Raw genomic sequence first — 25,272 nt, forward strand, 5'->3', positions numbered from 1 at the left:
CTAGTTGCATGAAGGGGTAGAAGACTCAGACTGCAATATGCTCCTGCGTTCCCTCCGCTACCCCCAGCAGAACCACTTCGGCCTCGGGCGCGAATACCATGTCGCTGTCACTCAGGTCGTCCAGCCAATAGCCGGTCAAGGCGATCTCGAAGCGGTGACCCTGGGCATCGGCTTCCAGGTCCTTGAGGTAGGTACGGTCCGTTTCCCGGCTGTAGACCAGTTTGAGCGTCGAGCCGGTGCCGTCCCCAAAGCCGGTGTAACCCAGCGCCGAAACGTCGATCTTGTCGCTGCGGTCGGCAAAGTTGACGATAAGGTCGCTGAAACTCTGGCTAGCGGTACGGTAGCTGTCATCGAGCGAGGTATAGACGAAGGTATCCTCGTTCCGCATACGAGGGTCGTAATCGTTGTCGTCTACGGCATCCCCGCCATTGAGCTGATCGGCGCCTTCGCCGCCAATGATGATGTCCGCGCCCGTGCCCCCATTGATGCGATCATTGCCCGCGCCGCCCAGGATGATTTCAGGCAAGGCGCTCCCGGTGATCAGGTCTCTTCCGGGCGTGCCTTCCACCGTAGGCGGGGTGAACACCAGGTTGGTGTCGTTCAGCTGCCCCACCAGGTTGCCCTCCAGCACAAGTTCGAACCGCTGCCCTGAAGCGTCCGCCTCGAAGCTTTTAAGATAGGTTCGTGTGCCCTCTGCGTTTGCCTGTATCGCCAGGGTTCCATCATGGCCATCACCGATGCCGCTGAAGCCAAGTGCGAGCAGGTCGATACGGTCTTCGGCGGCGTTGAAGTCCAGGATGCGATCGCTTTGCGCCTGGGTGGAGGTGCGGTAGCTGTCGCTGATGTCCGTGAAGCGGAAGATATCCGCGCCCGCGCCACCGACCAGCAGGTCACGGCCACCATTGCCTTGCAGCAGATCATCGCCCGCCAAGCCTTGGATGATTTCCGCGGCGTCTATGCCCAGCAGCGTGTCCTGGGCGGCGGAACCGTCCACGTGCAGCTTGCCGTCCGGGCTGCCGAAAGTGGTATCCAGGCTGCCATCGGCATTCAGGCGCACCATGGCGAAGTCCGACAGGCTGCCAATGGAAGAGCTGGCACCCACGACCACGATCTTGCCATCGGCCTGAACGACCAGCGAAGTAGGTCTTTCGAACTCCCCGGATTGCACGTCGAAGTCAACGACGCCATCGATACCGAAGCTGGTATCGAAGCTGCCATCGGCATTCAAGCGAATGATGGAACCGCTCGACCCTACCAGCAGAAACTTGCCGTCAGGCTGGACGGTAAGTTCGGAATGATAGTCTGGGATCAGCGCCTCATCGAAATACACCACGCCGTTGTCCCCGAAGCGGGTGTCCAGGCTGCCATCCGCTGTCAGGCGCTGGACGGCATATACCGGGTCGCCCGTCACATGGCCGCCCCCCGGTATGTCGTAGCCGCCGACATAGAGCCAACTTCCCAGCAGCACGCTACCATCCGGCTGCAGGCCGGTGCTGATGCTGCCATTGTAGTAATCGCCTGTGGGGTTCAGGGACAGCTGACCGTTTTCACCGAAGCTTGCGACCGGCTCACCGTTACCGTCGAGCTTGGTAAGCGTGGTCCCGGTTTCACTGCGCAAGCCAATGAAAAAGTTGCCGTCCGCATCGATGGAAAGAGAAACACCGTCTTCATAGTAATCCGGCGTTTCAAGCGTGACGGCACCGGCCTCACCGAAGCTGGTGTCCAGGCTGCCGTCGGTGTTGAAACGCTGCACCACCAGGCCACCGCGCCCCGACTGCGCCGACACGACCTTGCCATCAGCCTGGACCGCCATCACCAGGCCCCCGTCGTCTTCCAGGTCGATGCGGGCGGGAACCAGGTCTGCGCCTTCTTGCCTGAAGGTCGTGTCGAGACTGCCGTCGGCATTGAGCCTGACCAATGAGTAATCGGCGCGGACGGCCCAGCTTTCATCCCCGGGAGAGCCCGAATAGCCCGCAATGGGGTAGAAGCTGAAGCCGCCGACCAAGAGCTTGCCATCGGCCAGTACGGTCACGGCCTGGGCCGAATCGCTGTCGCCAGTGATATCCACGGAGATACTGCCTGGGCTGGTTCTGACGGTATGGATGGTCGCTATCTTATCGCTGGTCGTAGCCATGATCTGTCCTTGGATGTGGGGTGGGGCGGAGGCTATGGATAACAGCCGCGTATTTCGTACCGGAAGCCGTATCGGTCCGCTGACAGGTTAGTCGATCTGCCTGCCGGCGCTGGTTCCGTCACCGGCTTCTGTTCCTAAGCCCTATTTGACAGCGACTAACCTACCGAAAGCCCAAATGTCACTGTCGACTGCGTCAACCCTCGTCAGCGCTGGCCCGACCGTGCTGATGCCGGCACACCGAAGACCCAGTCGAACGCCCACTGAAACACGAAGGCATAGAGCCAGAAAAACACGAACAGACCTAGATCCGTAACCAGGGCCGCCCACCAGGAAATGTCTAGCCACCACGCTACCAGCGGCACCAAAAGCAATACCAGACCGCCCTCGAAGCCCAGCGAATGCAGCAATCTGCGCCTGAAGGTACGCGTACGTTGCGCCTGTTTCGCCTCCCAGTGTTCAAAGGCATGGTTGTAGATAAGGCTCCACAACAGAGCGCTGGCCGAAAGCATCAGAGACAGCGCTCCGGCATGTGCGAAGCCGTTATCGTAGATAGCCGCGATCACAGGAGACAGCACCACGACCGCAATCGCTTCATAGAGCAGTGCTTGAAACAGCTTGCGTACGGGGCCTTGCATAGGTATCTCCAGGTTTCGTAAGGGATACCGGTTACGCTACACAGACGTATCCACCGAGGAAAATGAGATAAATTAACCCCGCCTGAATTCAACTCATGCTGGGAGCTGCCTGTGTTTTCCAATATTCCGCTCAATGCCTTACGCACTTTTGAAGCGGCGGCACGGCGTGGTAGTTTCAAGGCGGCGGCCGAGGAGCTTTCGGTTACCCCGGCAGCGATTTCCCATCAAGTGAAGACCCTCGAAGCTTGCCTCGGCTCGATGCTGTTCGAGCGCTCCGGACAGGGCGTCAAACTGACCGAAGAGGGTGAGCAGTTAAATCGCCACATCCATCGTGCATTGCTGGACATTAGTAGCGCACTGGAGCGGTTTCGCCCGCAGAGGGAGTTGCAAACACTCACGCTTTCCACCACGCCTGGCCTCGCGGCGTCGTGGTTGATTCCACGGCTGGGTGGTTTCTATCAGGCGTTTCCGCAATTCAACGTGCGCGTCGATACCCGCAACGAACTGGTGGATTTGCTGAGGGACTCAAGTATCGATCTGGCAATTCGCACCGTCAGCCGCGACGACCCGAATCTGTATCGCGAAGAGCTGATGGTCGAGCGATTCGGTGCGTACGTGGCGCCGGGTCTGATTGGATTATCAAAGACTTCTCGCATCGAGCTCATTGATCTGACCCTTCAGATACCGGGTGTGTATCCCGTGAGCTGGGAAAGCTGGTGCGCCGCGGCGGGCCATGCCGATTGGCTGCAGACGGCGCGCATGCGGGAGTTCGACGACGAGCATTACGCGCTCAGTGCCGCCATTGCGGGGCAGGGTGTAGTCCTGGCCAGTAATGTGCTTGTGGCGCGCAGCCTGGCGCGAGGTGAATTGGTAGCTTATCGCCCAGAGGTAAGCCTCCCCGGTCCGCGTTATGTGGCGGCCTGTGTGCCGGGGCGAGAACGGCAAGCGCATATCCGGGCGTTCATGGACTGGTTGGCAGGAGAGAGCGCAGACACGGGGTCGTGACAGCTGGCCTGGGCGAGCTAAGCCTGTTTGCTATCCAGTGCTAACGGTAGCAAGCGACCCTAAGCTGCCCTTCATCGAAGGCAGGATTCGGCCAGAAGCGGACATTTTCACCTGCTTCTGGCGTTGTTATTAAGCCAAAGTCAGCTCGCTACTCTTGATGTCGGCGATAGGCCCCAAGATCGAGGGGTCAAACTCATCTAGCATTTCTTTGCTGGCTAGCCGCTGAGGCAGATCCGGATTTGCCAGCGCAGCCTTTCCGATTGCAATGATGTCGGCACCATCCTTCATTACGGATGACGCATGCTCTGGCGTATGCAAACCACCATTTGCAATCAACGTCACCTGCGGCGCGTAGTGACGAGCAAGGGCAACGAGGCTGTTCCGGCCAGCAGGGAATGCTGGTTTCCAGGCTTCGAACTCTGTGACGTGAATGAAGCCGAGTCCAGCATCGTTGAGTGAGCCGAAGATCACCTCGGCAGCGTGCTCTCCCTCGGCCCATTTGTGCTCGTAGTCATTGACCTTGCTCTGCGAGATTCGAACACCCAAAGGCACCATGCCTACCGCCTTCCTTACCGCTTTTACGACTTCCAGGGTCAGGGAAATTCGAGCCTGTACGGAGCCTCCCCAATGATCGTTACGCTGATTTGTGTAGTCAGTAAGGAACTGATCAAGCAGGTATCCGTTCGCGCCGTGAATTTCAATGCCATCGAAATTTGCGGATTCGATGGCCAGGGTTGCGGCCTGAGCAAAGCCCTCGATGGCGTCGGCAATATCTTCTTCGGTCATGGCGCGGGGTACCGGGTACCGACCCTCACCGTAATAGAACTTCATCTGTTCCCCCTTTGGGCGCAGTGCCGAGGGTGCAGCCGGAACACCGACGAAGCGGTTGCCCTGGCTAAGTGCGCCTGCGTGCATGATCTGCGCGAAGACTGAACCCTGGTGAGCGTGGATACTGTCGGTAACTGCTCGCCAAGCCTGTGCCTGCTGCGCATCGGTAATGCCGGGCTGGAAGGGGTAACCCTGCGAGTGCTTTTGATCGGTATAGATGCCTTCGGTGATGACCAGGCCAAAGCCTCCTTTGGCAAAACGCTCGTAATACCGAGCCATTTCCTGGGTTACGTGCCCCGTCTCGGTAGCGCTGACGCGCGTCATTGGAGCTACCGCCAGCCGGTTCTTCAGCGAGCAGCCAGCGATATCATATGGAGTTAGAATCTGTGAATCGAGCGTCATCATATCCTCTCTGTGCTTTTCTGCCGATCAAGGCAATGTGCCAAGGTTAGGCATTGATGATGGCGATGAGAATCGGGCGAACCGGATAAGGCGCTTTAACAGAAAGCGATACAACATGCAGATTTTAGACATTGAAGTGTTTGCGGCTATTGTTGAAAGCGGCAGTCTTTCTGGTGCTGCTCGGCGACTTGGGCTGTCTCCCATGGCAGTGTCGCGGCGGCTAGCTTCTCTTGAACAAGAGCTGGGGGTCCGATTGGTGCACCGCACCACTCGCTCGGTTTCTCTCACGCCTGAAGGGGAAGTTTTCCTGCCATTTTCCACGACGCTTCTCAACGCGAGCGAGGCGGCGAAAGTCACCCTGAAGGCAAACGCAGGAACGGCCAGCGGCGCGTTGAAGGTGACTGCGCCGACGGTGTTTGGGCAGACCGTCATCATGCCGCTTATCCCGTCATTGCTGGCTGAGCATCCTGCACTGCGAGTCGACCTGCATCTCTCGGACAGCATCGTGGATATTGTCAGCTTGGGAATCGATGTCGCCATTCGTATTGCGACCCTGCGCGATTCCGCCTTGGTTGCACGCTCGCTGGCTCCGAACCCTCGCGTGCTGTGCGCAAGCCCCGCTTACCTAGAGCAGCACGGCGTGCCTTGTAAGCTCGACGACCTGCGCCGCCATCGCTGCATAGCGCTTCATGGTATGCCGCATTGGCCTTTCGTGCAGGAGGGTGAAACGGTCGGCTTCAAAGGTGAAAGCGTATTCTCTGCGAATAGCGTCGAAGCAGTACGCACCGCGAGCAAACAGGGGCTGGGGTTAGCAATGCTCACCTATTGGGATGTTCGTGATGATCTTGAAGAGAACAGCTTGCGACTGGTGGAGCTGGAGGGCGCTACTCCCGAGAAACTCTTTATCACGGCTGTGCTTCCAACCCGGCAACAGGTGCCGCATCGTGTGCGTGTTTTCCTCGACTTGCTAGAGGCATCTCTGAGCAGTCCGAAGTGAGCGCTATTGGCCGTTCGCGGTCAGCCGTGAACGGCTGCTATGGGTCCGATTCTGTTGAAAAAGTCGGCTTCGGTTTCCATGGCAGAAAATTACGCGTCTGAGATTGAAATCTGTATTCGGCGCAGAAGGTTCAGAGCTCAGATTTGACGTAGCAGCGTGAAAAAAAGGCGTTTTCACCGCTCAATACGTGGGTACTCAGGCCGGGTCGACTTTTTCAACACAATCGGTCGTTTGCTGCCAGTTTCTGCCTACCGCACCCATCAGCTACCGACGCATAGCTGCTTTCACCTAAGGCCGGATTTGCTACAAGCAGAATCGGCCTATCTCACCTACCTCACTAAGCACAGGTAGCGCTTCTGTTAACCTATGGTAGCCGGAATGCAGCGAGTCGCGGGGAACAGGGGCTTAGAAATGAAGCTGAAAATACGGGATACGGACACACGTTTCGCTTGTATTTTTGTCCTGTGTGTTTTTTTTGCCGATTTTGTTGTTGCATTGGCCAACCTAGAGCTACGAGCGGTAAAAGCAGGGGTGCTTATCTTCCTTTGGTGCCTGTTCATCAGGCACGTTTGGAAAGACCTCGCCTCAAAACGCGCTGCCTAGGCGAATATGGACAGACCGCGAGTGACCGCAATGAGTCACTTGCTGCCTTACCACTACCGACCGCAGGCGACCCAGGCTGTTTGCACACAGCCTGGACCCCTAGCGGCCATTCGATCAACGAACAGACCGAAATCTGTCCCAGCGCGGCCCAGTAGGAAATACCCAGTCACCAAGCTGCTCGGCAAAACCGATTTTTTTCGCGCCTGCCACAAGCACGCCAAGGCCAACAAGCTACCGCCGCGGATGCGTGCTGCGGAGCACTGCCGATCAGATATCCATACAATGAGCTCGTAGGTTCACCTACGGCGTTCAAGGATGCGGAGTATGGAAATGACACCCGGCTACACCAAGGGGCCGTCCACCTCGGACTGGGTCGTACGCAGCAGGCAGCCTGGCAGCATCGAGCGCATCGAAGCCTGGTTTGGCGGCCATGGTTACGATCCGCACCGGCACGATACCTACTCGATCGGCCGTACCCTGGCTGGCGTTCAGAGCTTTCATTACAAAGGTTCGCTACGCCATGGCGTACCTGGTAATACGCTCATTCTTCACCCTGACGAGGTGCATGATGGAATGGCTGGCACTGACGCGGGTTTTCGATATCGCATGGCCTATATCGACCCTGCGCTCATACAAAACGTGCTTGGTGGCCAGCCGCTGCCGTTTATCGCCGGTGGGCTTTCGAACGATCCGCGTCTGTACCGCGCCAGCGAGATTTTTGTGCAGGCGGTAGAGCATCCATTGGAGGCGCTCGAGGAGCAGGATGCGCTGTATGACCTGGCGATCGCGCTGCGTGACGTCGCAGGCAAGCCCCGTGGCCGCAAGCGTTTGGATTACCGCTGCGCTGAACGCGCCAGGTCGTTCATCCTGGAGCATCTTCACTCGGGCATCACCCTCGAGATGCTAGAGCACGTCACCGGGCGAGAGCGGTGGAGCTTGTCACGGGATTTCAGAGCCCTCTATGGCACCAGCCCTTATCGCTTCGTCACGCTCCGGCGCCTGGACTGCTTTCGCGGCTTGATCCTGGATGGCTTGACGCTGGTGGAGGCCGCGCTTGCTGCTGGCTTTCACGATCAAAGTCACATGACCCGACACTTCACTCGTTGCTTCGGGATACCACCATGGCGCTGGCTGGAGCGCTTGAATCGGCCCCGCTGATGTGCAGGATCGTACAAGAGCCGCGCATGTTGTGCCGCTAGGCTGACAGCTCCATTGAAGAGGATCTCCCATGTCGATCTCCCAATCCCCAAGTGCATCGCTGCCTGTGAATCTGATGCAGAAAGCCACGCTGATCGATCAACCATGGCGCCCCAGGGTGGTCGCGGAAATGAACGATTACCAGTTCAAGGTCGTGCGAATCGAAGGCGAGTTTATCTGGCATTCGCATCCAGAAACGGATGAAGCTTTCCTTGTGTTGGAGGGTACGCTGCGCATCGATCTTCTGGATAGCTGTGTACATGTGCAGCCTGGGGAGCTTTATGTTGTCCCACGGGGCATTGCGCACAGAACAGCGGCCAAGGGTGAGGCGAAGGTAATGATGATTGAGCCGCGCGGGGTTTTGAACACCGGGCATGAAGGCGGTGAGCGGACCGCTGAGAACGATCTTTGGATTTGACTGGAAAGATCGTACCGACGGCCAGTTCACCTATCCCGCAATGCGGTTACCGCTTGCACAACCTTGTGCTGATCGGCGCAAATGCATCAGGAGACGTATCGCCCTACACCCCCAATAAAGTCAGCTCGGAACTCGCCTCGGCAAATATGAACTGCTCCGCACCCAGGTCTTGGCTATGGTCACCGCTCAAGGCGACCTCGAAATGTTGGCCACTATTGGTGCCGGTGAAGTTCTGGACATAGGTGCGGTCGAGCTCGGCGTTGTAGCTGACCTTGAGCGTGCCGTCGTTACCGTTGCCCAGGCCGCTGTAACCGAGGGCAGAGACGTCGATCAGGTCGCGGCCGGCTGAGAAATCGGTGATCAGGTCGCCGGCATCGCTCAGGCTGTCGGTGCTGCTTGTAAAGCGGAAGGTATCGGCGCCCGAGCCTCCGCTGAGCTGGTCCGCTCCCGCGCCGCCCGTCAGCCGATCGTCCCCGGCACCGCCGCTGAGCAGGTCGTTGCCGGTGCCGCCGGCCAAGCTGTCGTTGCCGCTGCCACCGTCCAGGGTATCAACACCAGCACCGCCTGCCAGGGTATCGTCACCTGCCTGGCCACGCAGAGTGTCGTTGCCTCCCAGGCCGTTGATGCGGTCGTCGCTGAAATAGCCGACGATGGTATCGTCCCCAGTGGTCGGCGAGTCGAGGTAGTAGTCGTCGTAACTGGCGGGTTGTTCATTGAAATGGGTAGCGATCGGGTCGCCAAAGCGAATGGCCGACGCGTTGATATAGTTCGCCTGCTCCAACAGCAGCTTGAAGTAGTTGCCGTTAGCGTCCGGGGCCAGCGATTGCAGCAAGAGGTCGGCGCCCACTTGCGTGGCTTGCAGCGTGCCATCATGGCCGTCGCCCAAAGCGGTGAAACCCAGCGCGGACAGGTCCAGCACATCCTGGCGATAGTCAAAGTCCGTGATGGTGTCACTGAAATCCACGCCGCGGGTGTCGTTGGCGTAGCTGTCACGCAGGGCGGTAAACACAAAGGTATCCGCGCCGGCGCCACCGGTGAGCTGGTCAGCGCCGGCGCCACCCTCCAGGTAGTCGCTGCCGTCGTCGGCGTTCAGCGTGTCGCGCCCGGCCAGGCCGGCAAGCGTTTCGTTGGCTTCGGTGCCGTTCAGGATGTCTCTGCCGCTGGAGCCCTGGAGCAGCGTTTCGAAGTCAGTGGCTTGCAACAGGCCCAGGTAGTTGCCCGCCAATGCCAGCTGGAAATAGTGACCGTCGGCATCGGCGTCCAGGCTTTGTAGGTAGGTGCGGTCCAGGCTGGCGTTGTAGATCATCCGCAGGGTGCCGTCGTGGCCGTTGCCCAGGCCGTAATAGCCAAGGCTGGCCACATCGAGCTTGTCCTCGCCGGGCTTGAAGTCGGTGATCAGGTCGCTGGCGCCACGCACGCTGTCGCTGGCTTGGGTGTAGCGGAAGGTATCCGCGCCCGCGCCGCCGGTCAGCCTGTCGCTGCCGACGCCACCGTATAGCAGGTCATCATAGGCGCCGCCGGTCAGGCGATCATTACCGCCGCCACCGTAGAGGAGGGTATCGGCTGGATCGACAGCGGTCAGTGTGTTGCTGCTGGCCGTGCCGGTGATCACCACCCCATGGTGATTACCGAAGGCGCCACTGTCGGTGCCATAAAACAGCGTGGCGGGGTCGCCCAAGCCGCTGAAGTAGTTATCGGACGCGGTATTGAAGCCAACGAGGTCTTCGTTGCGCTCGGTCACGGCGTAGCTGGCGTTGCCCCCGCTGATGATGTTGTTGTACACCACGTTGCCGCCTGCGGAGTCTATCGCGGTGACGTCGGTGTCATCCGACGCCTGGATGATGACTTCAGCGTTGCCATGGTCCACGGCGTCGTTGTAAAGGGTATTGCCAGCGATGGTGTTGGCGGAGCTGCCGAACAGGCCTATGCCAGCGCCGCCATTATCATGCACGGTGACGCCGCTCACTCGGCTGAAGTCGGTCTGTTTGAGCAGTAGCCCTTCCTCGCCATTGCCATACAGCTCGCCGCCGGTGATCTGCACCCGATCATCAGGCTCTTCGCCTCGCGGGCCCTGGACGAGGATACCGCGCCCGCCGTTGTTGGCGGCGTCGTTGTCGGCCAGGGTGGTGCGGTAGTTGTCCAGCAGCAGGGTGAATCCGTTGCGCCCGTTGTTCTCGCTGCGGTTGTCCTGGAAGCCGCCGGCGTCTACATACGGGTTGAACGCGCCAACCAGATGGGCATAGAAACCATCAAGGCCGTTGCCGCTGGCCACGCAGTCGGTCACGCTCAGGCCGTAGGTGTTCTCCTGGGCATTGAGCCCGTTGCCGCTGCAATTGACCAGGGCCACGCCACTGAGGGTGACATTCGTGTCCGGGTTGTCGAGCAGGTTCTCCCCGCCAGTGGTAAAGCCATCCACGCGGCCGCTGGTGTTGGCGCTGTTGCCATCGAGGGTCAGGTCATGGGCGCCCACGTGCTGTGTTTCGCCAGCGGTTCGTACGATCCCGGTCACGGCCTTGTCCCAGCCGTCGGCAAGCTTGATGCGGGTTTCGTCGGCTCCGTCCCCGCCCAGGGTCACCCGGTTGTAGAGCCGCAGGCAGCTGCTGGCGCTCACATCAGGGTTACCGCTAACGATGTAGGTACCCTCAGGCAGATAGACCTCGGCATCGAGTATCTCGTCGGCCGAGTCGATGGCCGCCCTGGCGGCATCGATGGTGGCCTGGATCGCTTGGGTATCGTCGGTGACGCCATCGCCGACCGCGCCGTAGTCGCGGACGTTGTAATAGATAGTAGTCATTATGGCTCCTAGGGGGCAGCAGGCAGCTACCTGGTTAACCATGCACCACCAGCGTGGCCTGGCCGGTTTATGGGGTCGATACAAAGGTAGTTCAGGTTTGGCCTGTCGAGGCAGCGATGGCCCTGTTTATATGAAGGGCCTTCCGGGGCCCATACCGAGCAGAGTCGGCCCTAGCGGGCCTGGGCTCATGGGACAGCCTTGTCCCGGGGTTCGAGCGTTGCGGATGCCATTCGCCGCGAGGATTAGCGATCTTCTGAAGTTGCGACTATGGTATCCGGGAACCGCTATAGCCCATTACATTGTCTGCCATGCACTCGTCGCCTTGGCTAGTCGTCAAGTGTGGTTTGAGTAGCGCCTTGTAAAAAATTTGCAAGCTGAACATGGGATATTCGCTGTAAATCAAGAGCTTTAGTTCGAACGGACGCAGGAGGGGTTGCCTACGCAGTGGAAAACTTCTTTCATTCATCGGCCTGGTGGAAGTTTTGCAAGAAGCCGGTTATTCAATGAAAGATTCTCTCTATCAACGGCGCGAAAAGCTTTATTAACTTTGACGCCATTAAAAGCCAGTCACGGCGTTATTCAGTTTTTAATGCCAGAGAAGGCATCGCTTGGTAAGGAATGCTTGCGCGGAAGTGCGCCTGTCACCCCTTTCCGATGCCGCCCTAAATGGAGATAACGTCTTGATATTCAACGTGAAAGATTATTCGGCCAAAGGCAATGGCGTCGCTGATGACACTCAGGCGATCCAGCGCGCCATCGAGGCGGCGTCAAAGGCGGGGGGCGGGCAAGTCTATGTCCCCGCCGGTACCTACGTGGTCTCGGCGGGGGACGAACCCGGCGATGGTTGCTTGATGCTGCGCAACAATGTCCAGCTGTACGGTGCCGGCATGGGCAAGACGATCATTAAGGTGGCCGATGGCTCCGATACCAAGATCACGGGCGTGATTCGCTCAGCCTACGGAGAGCAGAATCACGACTTCGGGATCAGCAACCTGACCATCGACGGCAATCGCGCCAACACCACCGGCAAGATCGACGGATGGTTCAACGGTTATATCCCGGGAAAGGCCGGACACGATTCCAATGTCACCATCGACAGTGTCGAAATCAAGAACTGCTCGGGCTACGGTTTCGACCCCCACGAGCAGACCTGGAACATGGTCATCAAGAACAGCGTGGCGCACGGAAACGGCCTGGACGGCTTCGTCGCCGATTACCTGGTAAACAGTTCATTCGTGAACAACACGGCCTACGGTAATGACCGGCACGGTTTCAATGTGGTGACCAGCACCAACGACTTCACGATGCGCGACAACGATGCCTACAACAACGGCAGCACGGGCATCGTGCTGCAGCGCGGTGACGAAGACATCCCGGCGCCGAACGACATCGTCATCAGCGGGGGCAGCGTTTATGGCAACAAGGCCGAGGGAGTGTTGCTCAAGCTGGTTCATGACGTGACCGTCAGTGGCGTGGATATCCACGATAACGCCCGTTCTGGAGTCCGCTTGTACGGGAGCACCGGCGTCGAGATTCTGGACAATTCAATTCACAACAATTCCCTGGCCGTGACCTCTCCTGAAGTCGTGATCCAGTCTTTCGACGATACCCGAGGGGCTTCCGGCGACTATTTCAATGGCAGCAATAACCTGATCCAGGACAACACCATCGTGGGCAGCAACCGGTCCACCTACGGCGTGGCCGAAGTGGACGAGAAAGGCACTGACCACAACACCCTGATCAACAACACCATCAGCCATGTCTCCCGTGGGGCGACAGCGCTATACGGCGACGGCAGCACGGTCAGCGACAACCAGGGTCCGCTGCTCGGCACGGGCGGCGACGATAATTTGCTCGGTACTGGAGCCGGCGAGACCCTGATGGGGTACGCCGGCAAGGACGTGCTCAATGGCGCTGGAGGCAACGATGTGCTGGTAGGCGGGGCGGGCGTGGACAAGCTCACCGGTGGCACAGGCAGCGATACCTTCCGCTTCACTGCCGCCAGTGACAGCTATCGCACGGCCAGTGCAACGCTCAAGGATACTGTCACCGACTTCAGCGTCAGCAGTGACAAGATCGACGTGGCGGCCTTGGGGTTCACGGGCCTGGGTAATGGGCATGGCAACACCCTGCAGGTTTCTTACAGCGCTTCGAGTAACCTCACTTATCTTAAGGACTATGACGCCGACGCCAATGGCGCGCGCTTCGAGCTGGGTCTGAGCGGCAATTACCTGAGCAGCCTGAAGGCGTCCAACTTCGTATTCGCCAAGGCGCCCACCGCCCAGCTCGATACTCCCACCCCAGAGGTCGCGGTGGCGGCCGTCGCCGTGACCAACCCCCTCAATGGTACGGCGGGCGATGACACCCTGACCGGCGATGGCCCCGCCAACATCATCAATGGCCTGGCAGGCAACGACCGCATCGACGGGTTGGGTGGCAACGACCGGCTGACCGGCGGCGCGGGAGTCGATACCCTGACCGGGGGCACCGGCACCGACACCTTCGTTTACACGGCGGTCAGCGACAGCTTCCGTAGCGCCAACGGCACGGTGGCCAGCGACCTCATCAAAGACTTCAGCACCGACCGCATCGACCTGTCCGCCCTGGGTATCACCGGCCTGGGTGACGGCTACGGCACCACCGTTACGGTGACCACCAGCAGTGATGGCAGCAGGACCTATATCAAGTCCTACGTGGCGAACGCAGCCGGGGAACGCCTGGAGATCGCGCTGCAGGGCAACCAGACCGCCAACCTGGCGGCCAACAGGTTCATTTTCGCCAGTAACTCCAATACGACCCTGACCGGCACCGACGGCAGCGACAGCCTGACAGGCACCGCCAACAGCGAATTGCTGCTCGGGCTTGGCGGCAACGACACCCTCAAGGGCGGGGATGGCGGTGACACCCTCGACGGCGGCGCGGGCAAGGACGCGCTCTACGGGCAGGCCGGTGCCGATACCTTCCGCTTCAGCCAACTCCTGGATAGCTACCGTGACTATGACGCGGGCGGCGCGACCGTCACCGATACGATCTTCGATTTCGTCCGCGGGCAGGACAGGATCGACGTCAGCGCCCTGGGCTTTTCCGGGCTCGGCAGCGGCAACGGGCACACGCTGTACACCACCTATAGCGCCTCCAGCGACAAGACCTACATCAAGAGTGCCGACGCCGATGCCAATGGCAATCGCTTCGAAATCGCCCTGAGCGGCAACCTTGCGCTGACCGCCAGCGACTTCGTATTCACCCCGCGCACCACCGCGGGCATCGAGTTCCTGCCCACCCTGGGTCAGTCCAATGCCCGCCTGATGCGGGTGACCGAAGACGATAACCAGTCCGGGATCACCGAGCTGGTCAAGGATCTGGGGCGCTACACGCCCCTGGACGTGCGCAGCCAGTTCAACGATGCCGACGGCAAACCCGTCGACATCGCCATTGGCGGGACCACCGTCACCGGGCTTTCCACCGCCACGACCGAGGAGAAGAACCTGAGCTGGTGGTTCACCGACACCAATAAGCCTGGGCCTGTGCTTACCCGGGCCGTGGACCTGCTCAAGAGTCAGATCGCCACCCTCCAGAAGACCGGCCCGGTCAACCTGGATATCATCTGGGGGCAGGGCGAGGAGGGTGCCCAGCAAATCGCCAGGGCCAGCGACAAGGCGGCCGCAGAGGCCCTGTACAAGGCCTCGACCCTGAAAGTCTTCGACTACCTGCATGCACAGCTGGGGGAGTTCACCATCTACCTGATGGAAACCGGCCACTACGCCGTGGACGGAGCGCGCTACCGTGGCTATTCCGAAAGCAAGATCGCCAGCATCGTCGACGGCACCGTGCACGTGCGGCACGCCCAGGAGGCCATGGCCGCCGAGCGCGCGGACGTTCAGCTGGCGGTCGACTACACGGACCTGCCGCTGCGCCAGGAAGCCGACCCGGTGACCTATCCGGACGACGTCTGGCACCTGCACGAAGAGTCAGCGGAAATCGTCGGCCAACGCCTGGCCGATTACATTGCCAATGACCTGGGCTACAAGGGCGACCCCTCCGACAACAATGACCCCGATGACATCACCGCTTCGACCTCCAACCAGAATGGGCGAGTACAGGGTACCGACGTGGCCGATACTCTGGTGGCGGCTGGCTCGCAAAGCCAGGTGCTCAACGGTGACCTGGGCGCCGATACCCTGATCGACAAGGGTACGGGCAGCACGCTGTACATCGTCGATGATGTCGGGGACACCGTGACCGAAACCGATGCCAACAAGGCTCACATCGATACCGTGCAAAGCGCGGTGAGCTGGACGTTGAGCAGCAACGTCGAAGTGCTCGACCTCTCCGGCGACAAGGCGCTGGCCGGCACCGGCAATGATCTGGACAACACCCTGAGAGGAAACAGCGGTAACAACGTGCTCGACGGCAAGGGGGGCAGCGACACCCTTGTCGGTGGTGGCGGTGCTGACGTGTTCCGGTTCAGCGCGTGGCACGACATGGGGGTGGGCACAGAGCGCGATCAGATCGCTGAGTTCAGCGCGAGCGAGGGAGACAAGGTCGATCTCAGCGCCTTGGATGCCGATCCGCAAACGGCTGCCATGGACGGCTTCAGGTTCATCGGCAGCGCGGCCTTCGATGCCGATGCCACCGGTGAGCTGCGGTTCGCCGATGGCGTGCTGCAGGGCAGCCTGGATGCCAATGGGGCGCCAGAGTTCGAGATACGGATGATCGGGGTCGAGGAGCTCCGCTCGGCAGATCTGGTGGCGTAATGGCTAGACGCCGCTGGCCCGACCGGTTCGGGCCCCGCGGCGGCGTCTACAGGTGGGTCACGAAAGACCGGTATCGCGGCGTCGCTCCCTTGGCCGGAGCCGAGCGTGGGCAGCGCTGCGCGCTCGGATCAAGCCTTCATGATCCGTGCCGCCCCGGCATCCGCGACCCATGCCTTCTGCCCTTATTTCCAGACGAAGTACCCTAGGCATCGGCGAATGTCCAACTACCGTTTCAGCAGGCCCGACCTCCTTCGTTGGGATCTGGAGATTGTGATGACTTCTGCCTCTTCCGTTACCGCCACAATGACTACCCTGCGTACCGGCATGACCCTGGTCGATGTTTCGGGCCGCAATGACTCCAGCCACAGTGTCACCCTCGCCGACGACGGCACGTTGCGGATGACAGGGCTGACCTTCGACGGCGACCGCGAGGATTATGCGGTGGTGAGCCTGACGCCCGACGGCCAGCGCAACTTCAGCTACAGCCATGATGGCATCGAGCGATTTCCCGCGGTGGTGCCTGTCAGTGACAGCAGCGACCTGGCGGCGCAGGCTTCCGGCCAGATCCTCACCAGCCAGATCCTGTATGACAGCGGCACCTACAACCTGAGGATCATGGCGCTCAGCGACACCTTGAATGAGCGGCCCTCCGAGCTATTGTCAGTGGCCATCCCGGCACAAGGGGCCGCGCCTGAATATTCCAGCGTTCAGGCACTGGCCGATGGCATGTTCCTGGCCAGCGCCCGCAGCGACACCACCCTCAGCCTGGTGCGGTTCACCGATCAAGGGGTCATCGATCAGCGCTTCGGCGACAAGGGCGTGGCCACCTTCGTCCTGCCGGACGAGACGCCCGTCAACCCCGAAACGTCGCTGGCCCTGCAATCCAATGGCGATGTGTTGCTCGCCGGCTATCGCTATCCGGGTGGCACCGCCGATTTTAGCCTGACGCGCTACCACCCGGACGGCACCTTCGACACCAGCTTCGGGATCAATGGCACCGTGACCGTGGATGTGGCTGGCGGCAATGACCGAGCCCGCGCCGTGACCCAGCAGGCGGACGGCAAGCTGCTGATCGCCGGCAGCAGTGACAATGGCGATACCGAAGTCGGTGATGGCAACTTCAACTTCAGCGTGGTTCGGCTCAATGCCGACGGTAGCCTGGATACCAGCTTCGGCAATGGCGGCAAAGCCACCTTCGACGTCGCGGGCGGTCGGGATAGCGCACAGACCATCACTGTGCTGGATGATGGCAAGATCTTGCTGACCGGAGCGGCCTACAACACCGCCGGCGATGCCGACTTCGCCGCCGTGCGGCTCAACGCCGACGGCACGCTGGATACCAGCTTCGGTGACCTGGCCGATGGCCCCCGACCTATCGACGGCCAAGCCACCGACGATCTGGTGGTAGGCACCGGGGCCAACGAAATGCTCGCCGGGATGGCGGGCGATGACCTGCTGGACGGCGCTGGCGGTCGCGACCAGCTCAGCGGTGGGGCGGGCAGCGATGTCTTCCGGTTTACCTCTCTGGAAGACAGCTACCGTACGGCCAGCGAGGGTTTCAGTGACCGCATCACGGATTTCAATCCGGATCAGGATGTGGTGGACCTCGCAGCGCTGGGCTATTCGGGGCTGGGCGACGGCTACGGGAACACGCTGGCGCTGCGGGTAGACGCCCAGGCTCAGCGTACCTACCTCAAGAGTTTCGAAGCCGATGCGGACGGCCACCGCTTCGAGCTTGTGTTCGACGGCGATCTCGGCGGACAACTGGACGCTTCCAACCTATTGTTCGCGCCTTCGTCGATCGAGGGCAATGACGACGCCGATGTTCTGTTCGCCAGCAACCTGACCGGCAAGGTGTCGGGCAAGGGCGGCGATGACCGGCTTTACGGCGGCCTTGGCGACGACATCCTCGATGGCGGTGCTGGCCGCGACATCCTCTTTGGTTCCGAAGGGTCAGACATCTACAGGTTCACGGCTTTGACCGACAGCTACCGCGACGCGGAGCAGAACTTCAGTGACCGTATCGCAGGCTTCGACGTATTCGCCGACCGCATCGATGTGTCCGCGCTGGGCTTCACGGGATTGGGCAACGGTCATGATGGCACGCTGGCGTTGAGGGTGAGCGATGACGGAACCACTACCTACCTGAAGAGCTTCGATGCCACGGCTGAAGGTGAACGTTTCGAGATCAGCCTCAGGGGTGACTTGAGCCAGACGTTGACCAGGGATGCATTCATTTTCGCTGCCCAGGACAACGCATCGCCAGACCTGGAGCTGCTAGGCGTGGCGCGTGGGTATCAGGACGCATCGCAGCTTTCGTCCAGTGATCAAGGCTGACGAACACCTGGCATTAACCCTCGAAGGTGACCAATGAAAATGGCGATCAAGGCAAGCAGGTAAGCGATACCTGGCCAGGGTGGTAGGGCAGCAGGGCTTGGCCTTGGGGCGACTGCACCGTGGCCAGGCGCACGCGATGCTGGCGGTCATGCCGGACCAGGAATCTAGCCCAGCCGTTACTTATGCATATATCCCGTTGACATATCCATTGGCCTGATTAACATGGGATATACATTTGATATATCCCGCGAGGTGTGCCATGGAACAAGGTGCCGTTTTTCAGAGCAACCGCAGCCAGGCGGTCAGGCTGCCCAAGGCTGTTGCGCTTCCCGATGACGTGAAGCGTGTCGATGTGGTGGCTCTTGGTCGAGCTCGGATCATCACCCCTGCTGGTGAGTCTTGGGACAGCTGGTTCGACAGCGAGGGCGTAACTGCCGACTTCATGGCGGAGCGTGAACAGCCTGCCGATCAAGAGCGCGAGACTTTCTGATGCTCAAGTTCATGCTCGACACCAACATTTGCATCTTCACTATCAAGAACCGACCCCAAGAGGTGCGGGAGGTCTTCAAGCGGCACCACGGCCAGATGTGCATCAGCACCGTAACGCTAATGGAGCTGATCTACGGTGCGGAGAAGTCCTCGGACGCCGAGCGCAATCTTGCGGACGTAGAAGGCTTCGCGGCTCGCCTGGAAGTGCTCAAGTATGGCCAGGAAGCTGCCGCCCACACTGGACAGCTTCGTGCTGAGCTGGCCCGTCTTGGTAAGCAGATTGGCTCCTATGACCAGATGATCGCTGGGCATGCCCGTTCTCAAGGGCTGATTGTCGTCACCAACAACCGCCGCGAGTTCGACCGCGTACCCGGTTTGAGAATTGAGGATTGGGTAGCCCCAATCGCGTAAACGAGAAAAACGCCATGGAACACGATTAGCCCGGGCGCCCATTTGTTTTAGCAGTGTCGAACCATCGCGTTGAATGAAGGCCAACAATGTGATCAGCAGTTTGAGCCCACGCGGAAACTATCATGACAATGCGTAGCCGAAAGCTTTATCCAGCTTTTTAAACGGGAGCGTATTCGACGAAGAATCTACGCGACACATGACGAGGTTCGAAGTGATATTTCGATTACATCGAAATGTTCTATAACCCTAAACGCCGACACGGCAGTGCTATGCAGAGGTCGCCGGTAGAGTAGGAGGAATGCATTTTCTGGGCTTGGAGACTGTCTGGGGAACCAGGGGCGGTTCATATGACCGGTTTCTCAATGTTGGCTCACCTAAGCAAGCCAGCATTGGCCTGGTGTCTAACAGCTATGTCAAACGTGTGCTGTAAGGTCCTGTTGTGCTGCACCGAGCGCTGTAAGCTCAACGTTTTCCGGCGCAGCGGCGAAAACAAAGTTGCTCGCCGTGAGCTGGTCGGTCAGGTCGCCTGCCATGCTTACTTCGAATCGGTGTCCCTCGGCATCCAGGGTTTGGTTCTGTAGGTAGGTACGGTCGGTTGAAGCGCTGTAGGCAATCTTCAAGGTGGTTCCGCTGCCGTTCCCCAGCCCAGTGAGGCCCAGAGCAGAAACGTCGACGATGTCCCGTGCGAATGAAAAATCGTTGATAAGGTCAGCACCGCCGTGGAAGCTGTCGTTTACGCTCAAGTAACGGAAGGTGTCGGCGCCTGAACCGCCCGTAAGATTATCCTTGCCGGCCAATCCGATGAGTATGTCGTTGCCTTGCTTGCCGTCCAGGACGTTATTCCCCGCGTCTCCAGTCAGGGTGCTATTACTGATCAATCCTACTGGCTCGCTTGGGTATGAAGAAGGAGCAAAAACAAAATCTTCGCCATATCCTCCGATGATCGCAAAGCGGTTGCCATTCGCATCGGCATCGAGAGACTGGTAGATACCGCGCCCCAATACTTCATCACGGCTGTAAATAAGCGTGCCGTTATGTCCGTCGCCTATTCCCGTGAACCCTAGGGCCGACACATCAATTGTGCCGTCCTGATAGCTGAGCGTGTCGAGCACCCGCGCGCCCGTCGTGTCGTTGATGTAGCTATCAGTGACATTGGTGTAGATGAAGGTGCCAGGACTCCAGAAGGCACCTAGGTAATCTGCACCGCCGCCCCCATAAACCACAAAGTCGCCAGAATACGCGTCGATGTTGTCATCACCATCATTCCCGAAATAAACGTGGCCTTTGAATTCGTTTTCCTCGGTGTCATCGGCTTGGTAAATATTGTCGTCACCATTGGTGCCGTCATAGAAATCAACGAAATTGCTCGCAGTGAGCTTGTCGCGGTAATCACCTTTCAGCGCCACGGCGAAGCGGTTGCCGTCGGCATCGGCGTCTAAGCTTTCCAAGACCGTGGTGTCACTGGTCACGTAATAACGAAGCGCTAGTGTCCCATTATGGCCATCGCCGAGACCGCGCAGCTTGATTGCGCTCAAGTCCAAAGTGTCCCGCTGTACGTCAAACCCAGTAATTACATCCCGGTGGGCCCCACCCTCAGCATCCACATAACTATCGCTGACCTGCTTGAAGGTGAAGGTATCGAAACCTGTTCCTGCAATTAGCTTGTCAACGCCGGCCCCGCCTATAAGCGTCGCGCCGCCATCGTTTGCATCCAGGCTATCCCGTCCGGCTCCGCCGTCGAGATAGCTGGAAAAGCCTGCGGCAAGGCGGTCACTCGCATTTGTGCCATACAGCCTGAACCCGCTGCCATAGGTAGACCCGTCGTTGGACTGCATGCCTTGGCCTTGGAAACCTAGCAATGTATTGCCTGAGACGTAGTGCTGCACATCCCCGTCCAGCACCGGCGCGGTGATGCCGTAGGTAGAGTTCGCGCCGGCCGTAATGGCGTTGTCGGTCAGGTCATAATCAATGTCGGCTGCAATCGTCGGCATGCCGTCTTCGCTAGCGGGCAACCCCTCGATAAGGATTTCGCTGCCTGGCCCAGTGACCAGGTTCTGATGGATAGCATTTTGCTCGATATGGGTATTTTGGGTGCCTGCCAGGTACAACCCTTCCTCGCCATTGTCGTGGATGTCCAGGCCGGTGATCGTGGCCCGCTGGATATTTTCCAGCTTCACACCGACCCCACCATTGTCATAGACCGTCCCGCCGCCCAAGGTATCGTCGCCATAATCGTAGTTCTTGGCACCCTGGGCATAGCCTGTCAACACGATGCCATCGCCGCCGTTGTCATGGGAACTGCTGTTGAGCAGTATCCCTGAGTAAGTGGTCGCCGAGCTGGCCATGTGAATGTCGAAACCGTCATCCCCATTGCCGTATGCCGCATTATCCGAGAAGCGCACGGAATCACTGCGACCTTCCCGGGTAGCGAAGCGGGTAGCGAAGCCGTCCTCACCGTTGTCGTGAGCAACGCTGTCGGTGACGACCAACCCATCCGTAAGGGTGTTTGCCAACAAACCAGAAGCGCTGCAATTGGCCAGTTCCACGCCGGAAATCAGGAAGTCTTGGGTATGGGCGTTGGGGTTGGTGGCGCTACCGGTTACCAAGCCATTCACGATGCTGGTGGTGGCTGCCTGGTTACCGTCAATCGTGAGATCGCGTACGCCCGCGTCTAGGGTATTGTGGCTGGCAGAGGTACGTACGATGCCGTCGATATCACCAGAGCCGTCGGCAAGTTTCAGAGTTGTAACGCCTGCGCCATCGCCGGCGAGCGTCACATTGTTCTTGAGAGTAAGACATCCGCCATCGGCGTTTGGCCCAGTGACGATATAGGTGCCTTCCGATAGAAGTACTTCGCCACCACCAGCCTTGTAGGCCGCGTTGATTGCCAGCTGGATAGCATGCGTGTCGTCAGTTACACCGTCGCCTTTAGCGCCGTAGTCCAAGACGTTGAAAACAGTGCTCATGGTTTCATCTCTAGGTAGGTAGGAAAGCCGGACTACAGCAGGTCGGCCTACTATCAACGAGGCCTGAGACGCGCACGCGGCGACGATTGGATCGCCTTGCTTGAGTGCGGTTCCGATGCACATTCTCGTTCTGAAAAGATGCATAAATCGTCAATGACCTGCTTACCGTGAAAGTGGTAATCAAGCGGCTTAGGCCAAAGCTGCTGCGTAACGATGTGCATCAAACCCGCCGCTTGTCTCCTTCCTCGTCGATACCGGCCCATTGCCGTCAGCGAAACGGAGTTAATGGCGTTACACCACACTTCCAGTGAGCTAACCGCACGTAAGGAGCACGCATGACCCAAGTTTCTGAAACCAAGGACGTCACCGGCCAGACGGCGCTTAAGGGTTCACAAAGTACAAGCGCCGCCAGCCAGGTCAGCAGCAATTCGATCGAACTCATTGTGCAAGGCACTCCAGAGAGGGACACCCTAAGTGGTGGACTAGCCAATGAGCTACTGATGGGCGGGGGGCTCCACGATCACATATACGGCGGAGGCGGCGACGATGTGCTGGTCGGAGGCGCCGGAACCGACGTCCTGGACGGCGGCGCCGGCAACGATGTATTCCGCTTCGACCGAATCAGCGACAGCTCGCAGATCAACTTGGATTTTATTCAGTATTTTGACACTGCCCACGATATCGTCGACGTGTCAGCCTTGGGCTATAGCCGTTTGGGTAATGGCTATGGCGATACCTTGCATCTGCGTACCGATAGGCTGAACGCCGTCACCTATTTGGAAAACTACGAGCGGGACGGTAATGGCAAGCATTTTGTCTTGGCGTTCGTCAACACTGCCATCTTTACCAATGCCAACCTGCAACCGCTGATCACCGGCACCTCGCACGACAACCTGCTGGAAGGCACCGATGCCAGCGAAACCCTGAAGGCCGGCGCTGGCCGCCAGACCGTCGAAGCGGGTGCGGGCAATGATCGGCTATTCGGTGGCACTGGCGGCGATACCTTGAGCGGCGACGCAGGCGCTGACACCTTCGTGTATACCCGGCTCAGCGACAGCTACCGCAACGATGCCAGTGGCAGCTATAGCAACCGCGACCTGATCACCGATTTCAGTGGCAACGACCATGACATGATCGACCTGTCAGCGTTGGGTTTCACCGGACTGGGTAATGGTTACAACGGTACGCTGAAGGTTGTCCTCAACCGGGCCGGCGACGCCACCGCGCTTAAATCCCTGGAGGCCGATGCCAATGGTAACCGCTTTGAAATTCTGCTCAGTGGTAACCACGTCGAGGAGCTGAACGCCAGCACTGTGCTGTTCGCCCCACCTATTGACGCGACGGCTGTGACCTCTCCGCAGCCGGCTACTTCGTTGAATCTGGTTGGCGGCGATAAGGCCGACATCCTGTACAGCTACTGGGGCAACGATACCCTAGCGGGCGGTGGCGGGAATGACACCCTCGATGGTAACGGTGGCGACGATATCTTGGCCGGCGACGCCGGAAACGACACCCTCGATGGTAACACCGGTGAAGACGTCCTAACAGGTGGGTTAGGCGCGGACAAGCTCACCGGCGGCTCAGGCAGCGACCGTTTCGTGTTCACTAGCAGCGCTGACAGCTATGTCGGTAGCAGCGACCTGATCACTGATTTCATCTGGGGCGTGGACAAGCTCGACGTCGCCGCGCTCGGCGTGACCGGTTTGGGCGATGGCCGCGATGGCACCTTGAGCGTGACTTACAATGCAGGGACAGACCGTACCTACCTGCGTAGTAGCGAGGCAGGGCCCGATGGTCACGTCTTCCAGGTTGGGCTAGCCTACGGCGACTACAGCGAACTGATCACCAATGCCGACCTGATTGTTGCCGACAGGACAGACGTGGCGCTCATTGGGCACTCCACAGTTGACCATTTGAGCTAACACTTCTTGAACAGCCTAGCTATCAGCACCCACCTTAGTTTACGCACCGCTACGGTGTGAGTGCTGACGGCAGCTAGGGGGCGGTAGCCGCCTGCTGCGGTCGGCTGCTACCGACCCATTGCCGCCTTTCAATTGAAGCTTCAACCGCGCAATCGGCCCGGAGGAAATCGGGGTATGGTCGCGACTCGAAAAGGTCCGTATAGCAGTTTAATTTAATGGCTTCTCATCCAAGCTATACGGTAGCGAATGCATTCTAAATACGATCAGGAAGGCGCTTGAGTATTTGCTGACCGCCATGGCGCGCGGGTAGCTTGTAATTCGCCCATACCAAGATGGTCCAGTGAATGCTGACTATAGAAATCGCAACTATTCCACCTACCCAGGGCATGAAATCTGAAGGCATGTTCAACCCAGGCTGATTGAGCGATCCATAAGCCATTATAAGAAATATCACTATACCTATAGTGGCTAACAATTTTTCTGACGTTTCGCCCTTGAATAATCGGAAGAAATTCACTAAGCAAAGAGCCAACATACCCAGCGGCCATAGTAAAAGCCAAGCTAACCAACCACCGCTAACGAGCCAGAAAAAAGCTAGGCCGCCGTAGGCAAGTCCGACTGGAAGACAAATTGCCCAACACTCTATGCGCACCAGTAAAGCGTGAAACCTAGGTAGCGAGCCTATTTTTTCCATACGCCCCGCTCCATATGCTGTTTCCAATCATGGCGAGCTTTTGCTGCCCACAGAGGCCAGATACTACCCGTAACCATAGGCCGAAATCGCTCCGTCGCTGCTTGGCGAGCGGCAGTAACCAATATTGCATCGGCCAGCATCTGCCATTGGGTCACCAACTTCCAAAAAAAGGTGCTCAAGCGGCGCTCACCTATTGGGGTTACCTGCCATCATGAACGGCCGCTAAGGGTGGGTTGCTGCCCGTCACGGACGGCATCCATGGGGCGTTTGCTACCCTCCTGCAAGGCACCTGCAAACCAGGTCGGTCCCTACATCGACCAAGCTTCCACTTCGCCCACGCCAGCCAGGCGCAAAAGGGCTAACATCTGCACATTCAAAAACCTGGCTAGCCCGCATGAATGATCGTTACCCTGACCAGAACGAACGGCGATGGCCTTTCGTTTTGGCTGCCGTGGTCTTCTGGAGCCTGGCTGTCTGGTTTGCCTGCCTTGGCGTCGCGCTGCTGGCCATTTCGCTCTTCGTCTGCGGCCTGAGCATGATCTGGCCGAACCTGTTTTACCGGCGCGAGGGAGTCGGGCGGCTCAAAGCCTGGGTCGAGTGGTTCCGATAGGCAATACGGCCTGGTGCGAAAGGTAGTTCGTCTCGGTGATTTGAAAAGTCCATGGCACGTCTTGTTGGTCAACGCA

At 59.1% G+C, this 25,272-nt stretch carries 16 protein-coding genes and 1 pseudogene; 11 read left to right on the forward strand and 6 right to left on the reverse strand.

Annotation, left to right across the window (positions count from 1 at the left end; translation table 11 throughout):
* Positions 1–25: 25 nt before the first annotated feature.
* On the reverse strand, positions 26–2,134 hold the full coding sequence (locus ACP691_RS05645; RefSeq protein ID WP_426152964.1) for a M10 family metallopeptidase C-terminal domain-containing protein: 2,109 nt from the start codon (positions 2,132–2,134) through the stop codon (positions 26–28).
* 203 nt (positions 2,135–2,337) lie between these two features.
* The gene (locus ACP691_RS05650) at positions 2,338–2,769 is read right to left on the reverse strand and encodes a PACE efflux transporter (RefSeq protein ID WP_426152966.1); all 432 of its coding nucleotides are present in this window, start codon (positions 2,767–2,769) and stop codon (positions 2,338–2,340) included.
* Positions 2,770–2,880: 111 nt separating this feature from the next.
* On the opposite strand from ACP691_RS05650, the gene ACP691_RS05655 reads away from it, so the two are divergent.
* A complete protein-coding gene (locus ACP691_RS05655; protein WP_426152968.1) occupies positions 2,881–3,774 on the forward strand; it encodes a LysR substrate-binding domain-containing protein in 894 nt (297 codons plus the stop codon).
* Between the two features lie 129 nt (positions 3,775–3,903).
* On the opposite strand, the gene ACP691_RS05660 is transcribed toward ACP691_RS05655, so the two are convergent.
* Positions 3,904–5,007 carry a tRNA-dihydrouridine synthase gene (locus ACP691_RS05660; RefSeq protein WP_426152970.1) on the reverse strand — a complete coding sequence of 368 codons (1,104 nt, stop codon included), beginning with the start codon at positions 5,005–5,007 and terminating at the stop codon, positions 3,904–3,906.
* A 112-nt stretch (positions 5,008–5,119) separates the two neighbouring features.
* Here ACP691_RS05660 and ACP691_RS05665 point away from each other — a divergent pair, with 112 nt between their 5' ends.
* The 3 genes from ACP691_RS05665 to ACP691_RS05675 all read left to right on the forward strand — a co-directional run bounded on the left by ACP691_RS05665 (position 5,120) and on the right by ACP691_RS05675 (position 8,219).
* Positions 5,120–6,001, forward strand: a complete 882-nt coding sequence (locus tag ACP691_RS05665) for a LysR family transcriptional regulator (protein WP_426152972.1) — start codon at positions 5,120–5,122, stop codon at positions 5,999–6,001.
* A gap of 933 nt (positions 6,002–6,934) precedes the next feature.
* On the forward strand, positions 6,935–7,762 hold the full coding sequence (locus ACP691_RS05670) for an AraC family transcriptional regulator (protein WP_426153016.1): 828 nt from the start codon (positions 6,935–6,937) through the stop codon (positions 7,760–7,762).
* 70 nt (positions 7,763–7,832) lie between these two features.
* Complete coding sequence (locus ACP691_RS05675) at positions 7,833–8,219, forward strand: cupin domain-containing protein (protein ID WP_426152974.1); 387 nt, start codon at positions 7,833–7,835, stop codon at positions 8,217–8,219.
* A 103-nt stretch (positions 8,220–8,322) separates the two neighbouring features.
* Here the strand turns inward: ACP691_RS05675 and ACP691_RS05680 are convergent, their stop codons facing one another.
* Positions 8,323–11,013 carry a M10 family metallopeptidase C-terminal domain-containing protein gene (locus tag ACP691_RS05680; RefSeq protein WP_426152976.1) on the reverse strand — a complete coding sequence of 897 codons (2,691 nt, stop codon included), beginning with the start codon at positions 11,011–11,013 and terminating at the stop codon, positions 8,323–8,325.
* A gap of 680 nt (positions 11,014–11,693) precedes the next feature.
* On the opposite strand from ACP691_RS05680, the gene ACP691_RS05685 reads away from it, so the two are divergent.
* The 5 genes and pseudogenes from ACP691_RS05685 to ACP691_RS05705 form a co-directional block, all read left to right on the forward strand.
* Entirely contained in the window at positions 11,694–15,767 is a 4,074-nt protein-coding gene (locus tag ACP691_RS05685; RefSeq protein WP_426152978.1) for a M10 family metallopeptidase C-terminal domain-containing protein, read from the forward strand.
* 273 nt (positions 15,768–16,040) lie between these two features.
* Positions 16,041–18,104, forward strand: coding sequence for a M10 family metallopeptidase C-terminal domain-containing protein (locus ACP691_RS05690; protein WP_426152980.1), 2,064 nt, complete (start codon positions 16,041–16,043; stop codon positions 18,102–18,104).
* A 259-nt stretch (positions 18,105–18,363) separates the two neighbouring features.
* Entirely contained in the window at positions 18,364–18,594 is a 231-nt protein-coding gene (vapB, locus tag ACP691_RS05695) for a type II toxin-antitoxin system VapB family antitoxin (protein ID WP_426152982.1), read from the forward strand.
* Positions 18,594–19,004, forward strand: a complete 411-nt coding sequence (gene vapC, locus ACP691_RS05700; protein WP_426152984.1) for a type II toxin-antitoxin system tRNA(fMet)-specific endonuclease VapC — start codon at positions 18,594–18,596, stop codon at positions 19,002–19,004. Before vapB ends, vapC begins: the two co-directional genes overlap by 1 nt.
* Positions 19,005–19,089: 85 nt before the next feature.
* Positions 19,090–19,294 (forward strand): annotated as a pseudogene (locus tag ACP691_RS05705) (IS3 family transposase); the annotation flags it as partial.
* A 123-nt stretch (positions 19,295–19,417) separates the two neighbouring features.
* Here ACP691_RS05705 and ACP691_RS05710 read toward each other — a convergent pair.
* Entirely contained in the window at positions 19,418–21,970 is a 2,553-nt protein-coding gene (locus ACP691_RS05710) for a glycosyl hydrolase family 28-related protein (protein ID WP_426152986.1), read from the reverse strand.
* 335 nt (positions 21,971–22,305) lie between these two features.
* Here ACP691_RS05710 and ACP691_RS05715 point away from each other — a divergent pair, with 335 nt between their 5' ends.
* Positions 22,306–23,892 carry a calcium-binding protein gene (locus tag ACP691_RS05715; RefSeq protein WP_426152988.1) on the forward strand — a complete coding sequence of 529 codons (1,587 nt, stop codon included), beginning with the start codon at positions 22,306–22,308 and terminating at the stop codon, positions 23,890–23,892.
* Between the two features lie 253 nt (positions 23,893–24,145).
* On the opposite strand, the gene ACP691_RS05720 is transcribed toward ACP691_RS05715, so the two are convergent.
* Positions 24,146–24,586: a hypothetical protein gene (locus ACP691_RS05720; RefSeq protein WP_426152990.1), complete on the reverse strand. Its 441-nt coding sequence runs from the start codon at positions 24,584–24,586 to the stop codon at positions 24,146–24,148.
* Positions 24,587–24,980: 394 nt separating this feature from the next.
* On the opposite strand from ACP691_RS05720, the gene ACP691_RS05725 reads away from it, so the two are divergent.
* Complete coding sequence (locus tag ACP691_RS05725) at positions 24,981–25,196, forward strand: hypothetical protein (RefSeq protein ID WP_426152992.1); 216 nt, start codon at positions 24,981–24,983, stop codon at positions 25,194–25,196.
* Positions 25,197–25,272: the final 76 nt, after the last annotated feature.

The sequence above is a fragment of the Pseudomonas sp. DC3200b2 genome (genome assembly GCF_049895785.1).
GTDB classification, from domain to species: Bacteria; Pseudomonadota; Gammaproteobacteria; order Pseudomonadales; family Pseudomonadaceae; genus Aquipseudomonas; species Aquipseudomonas massiliensis.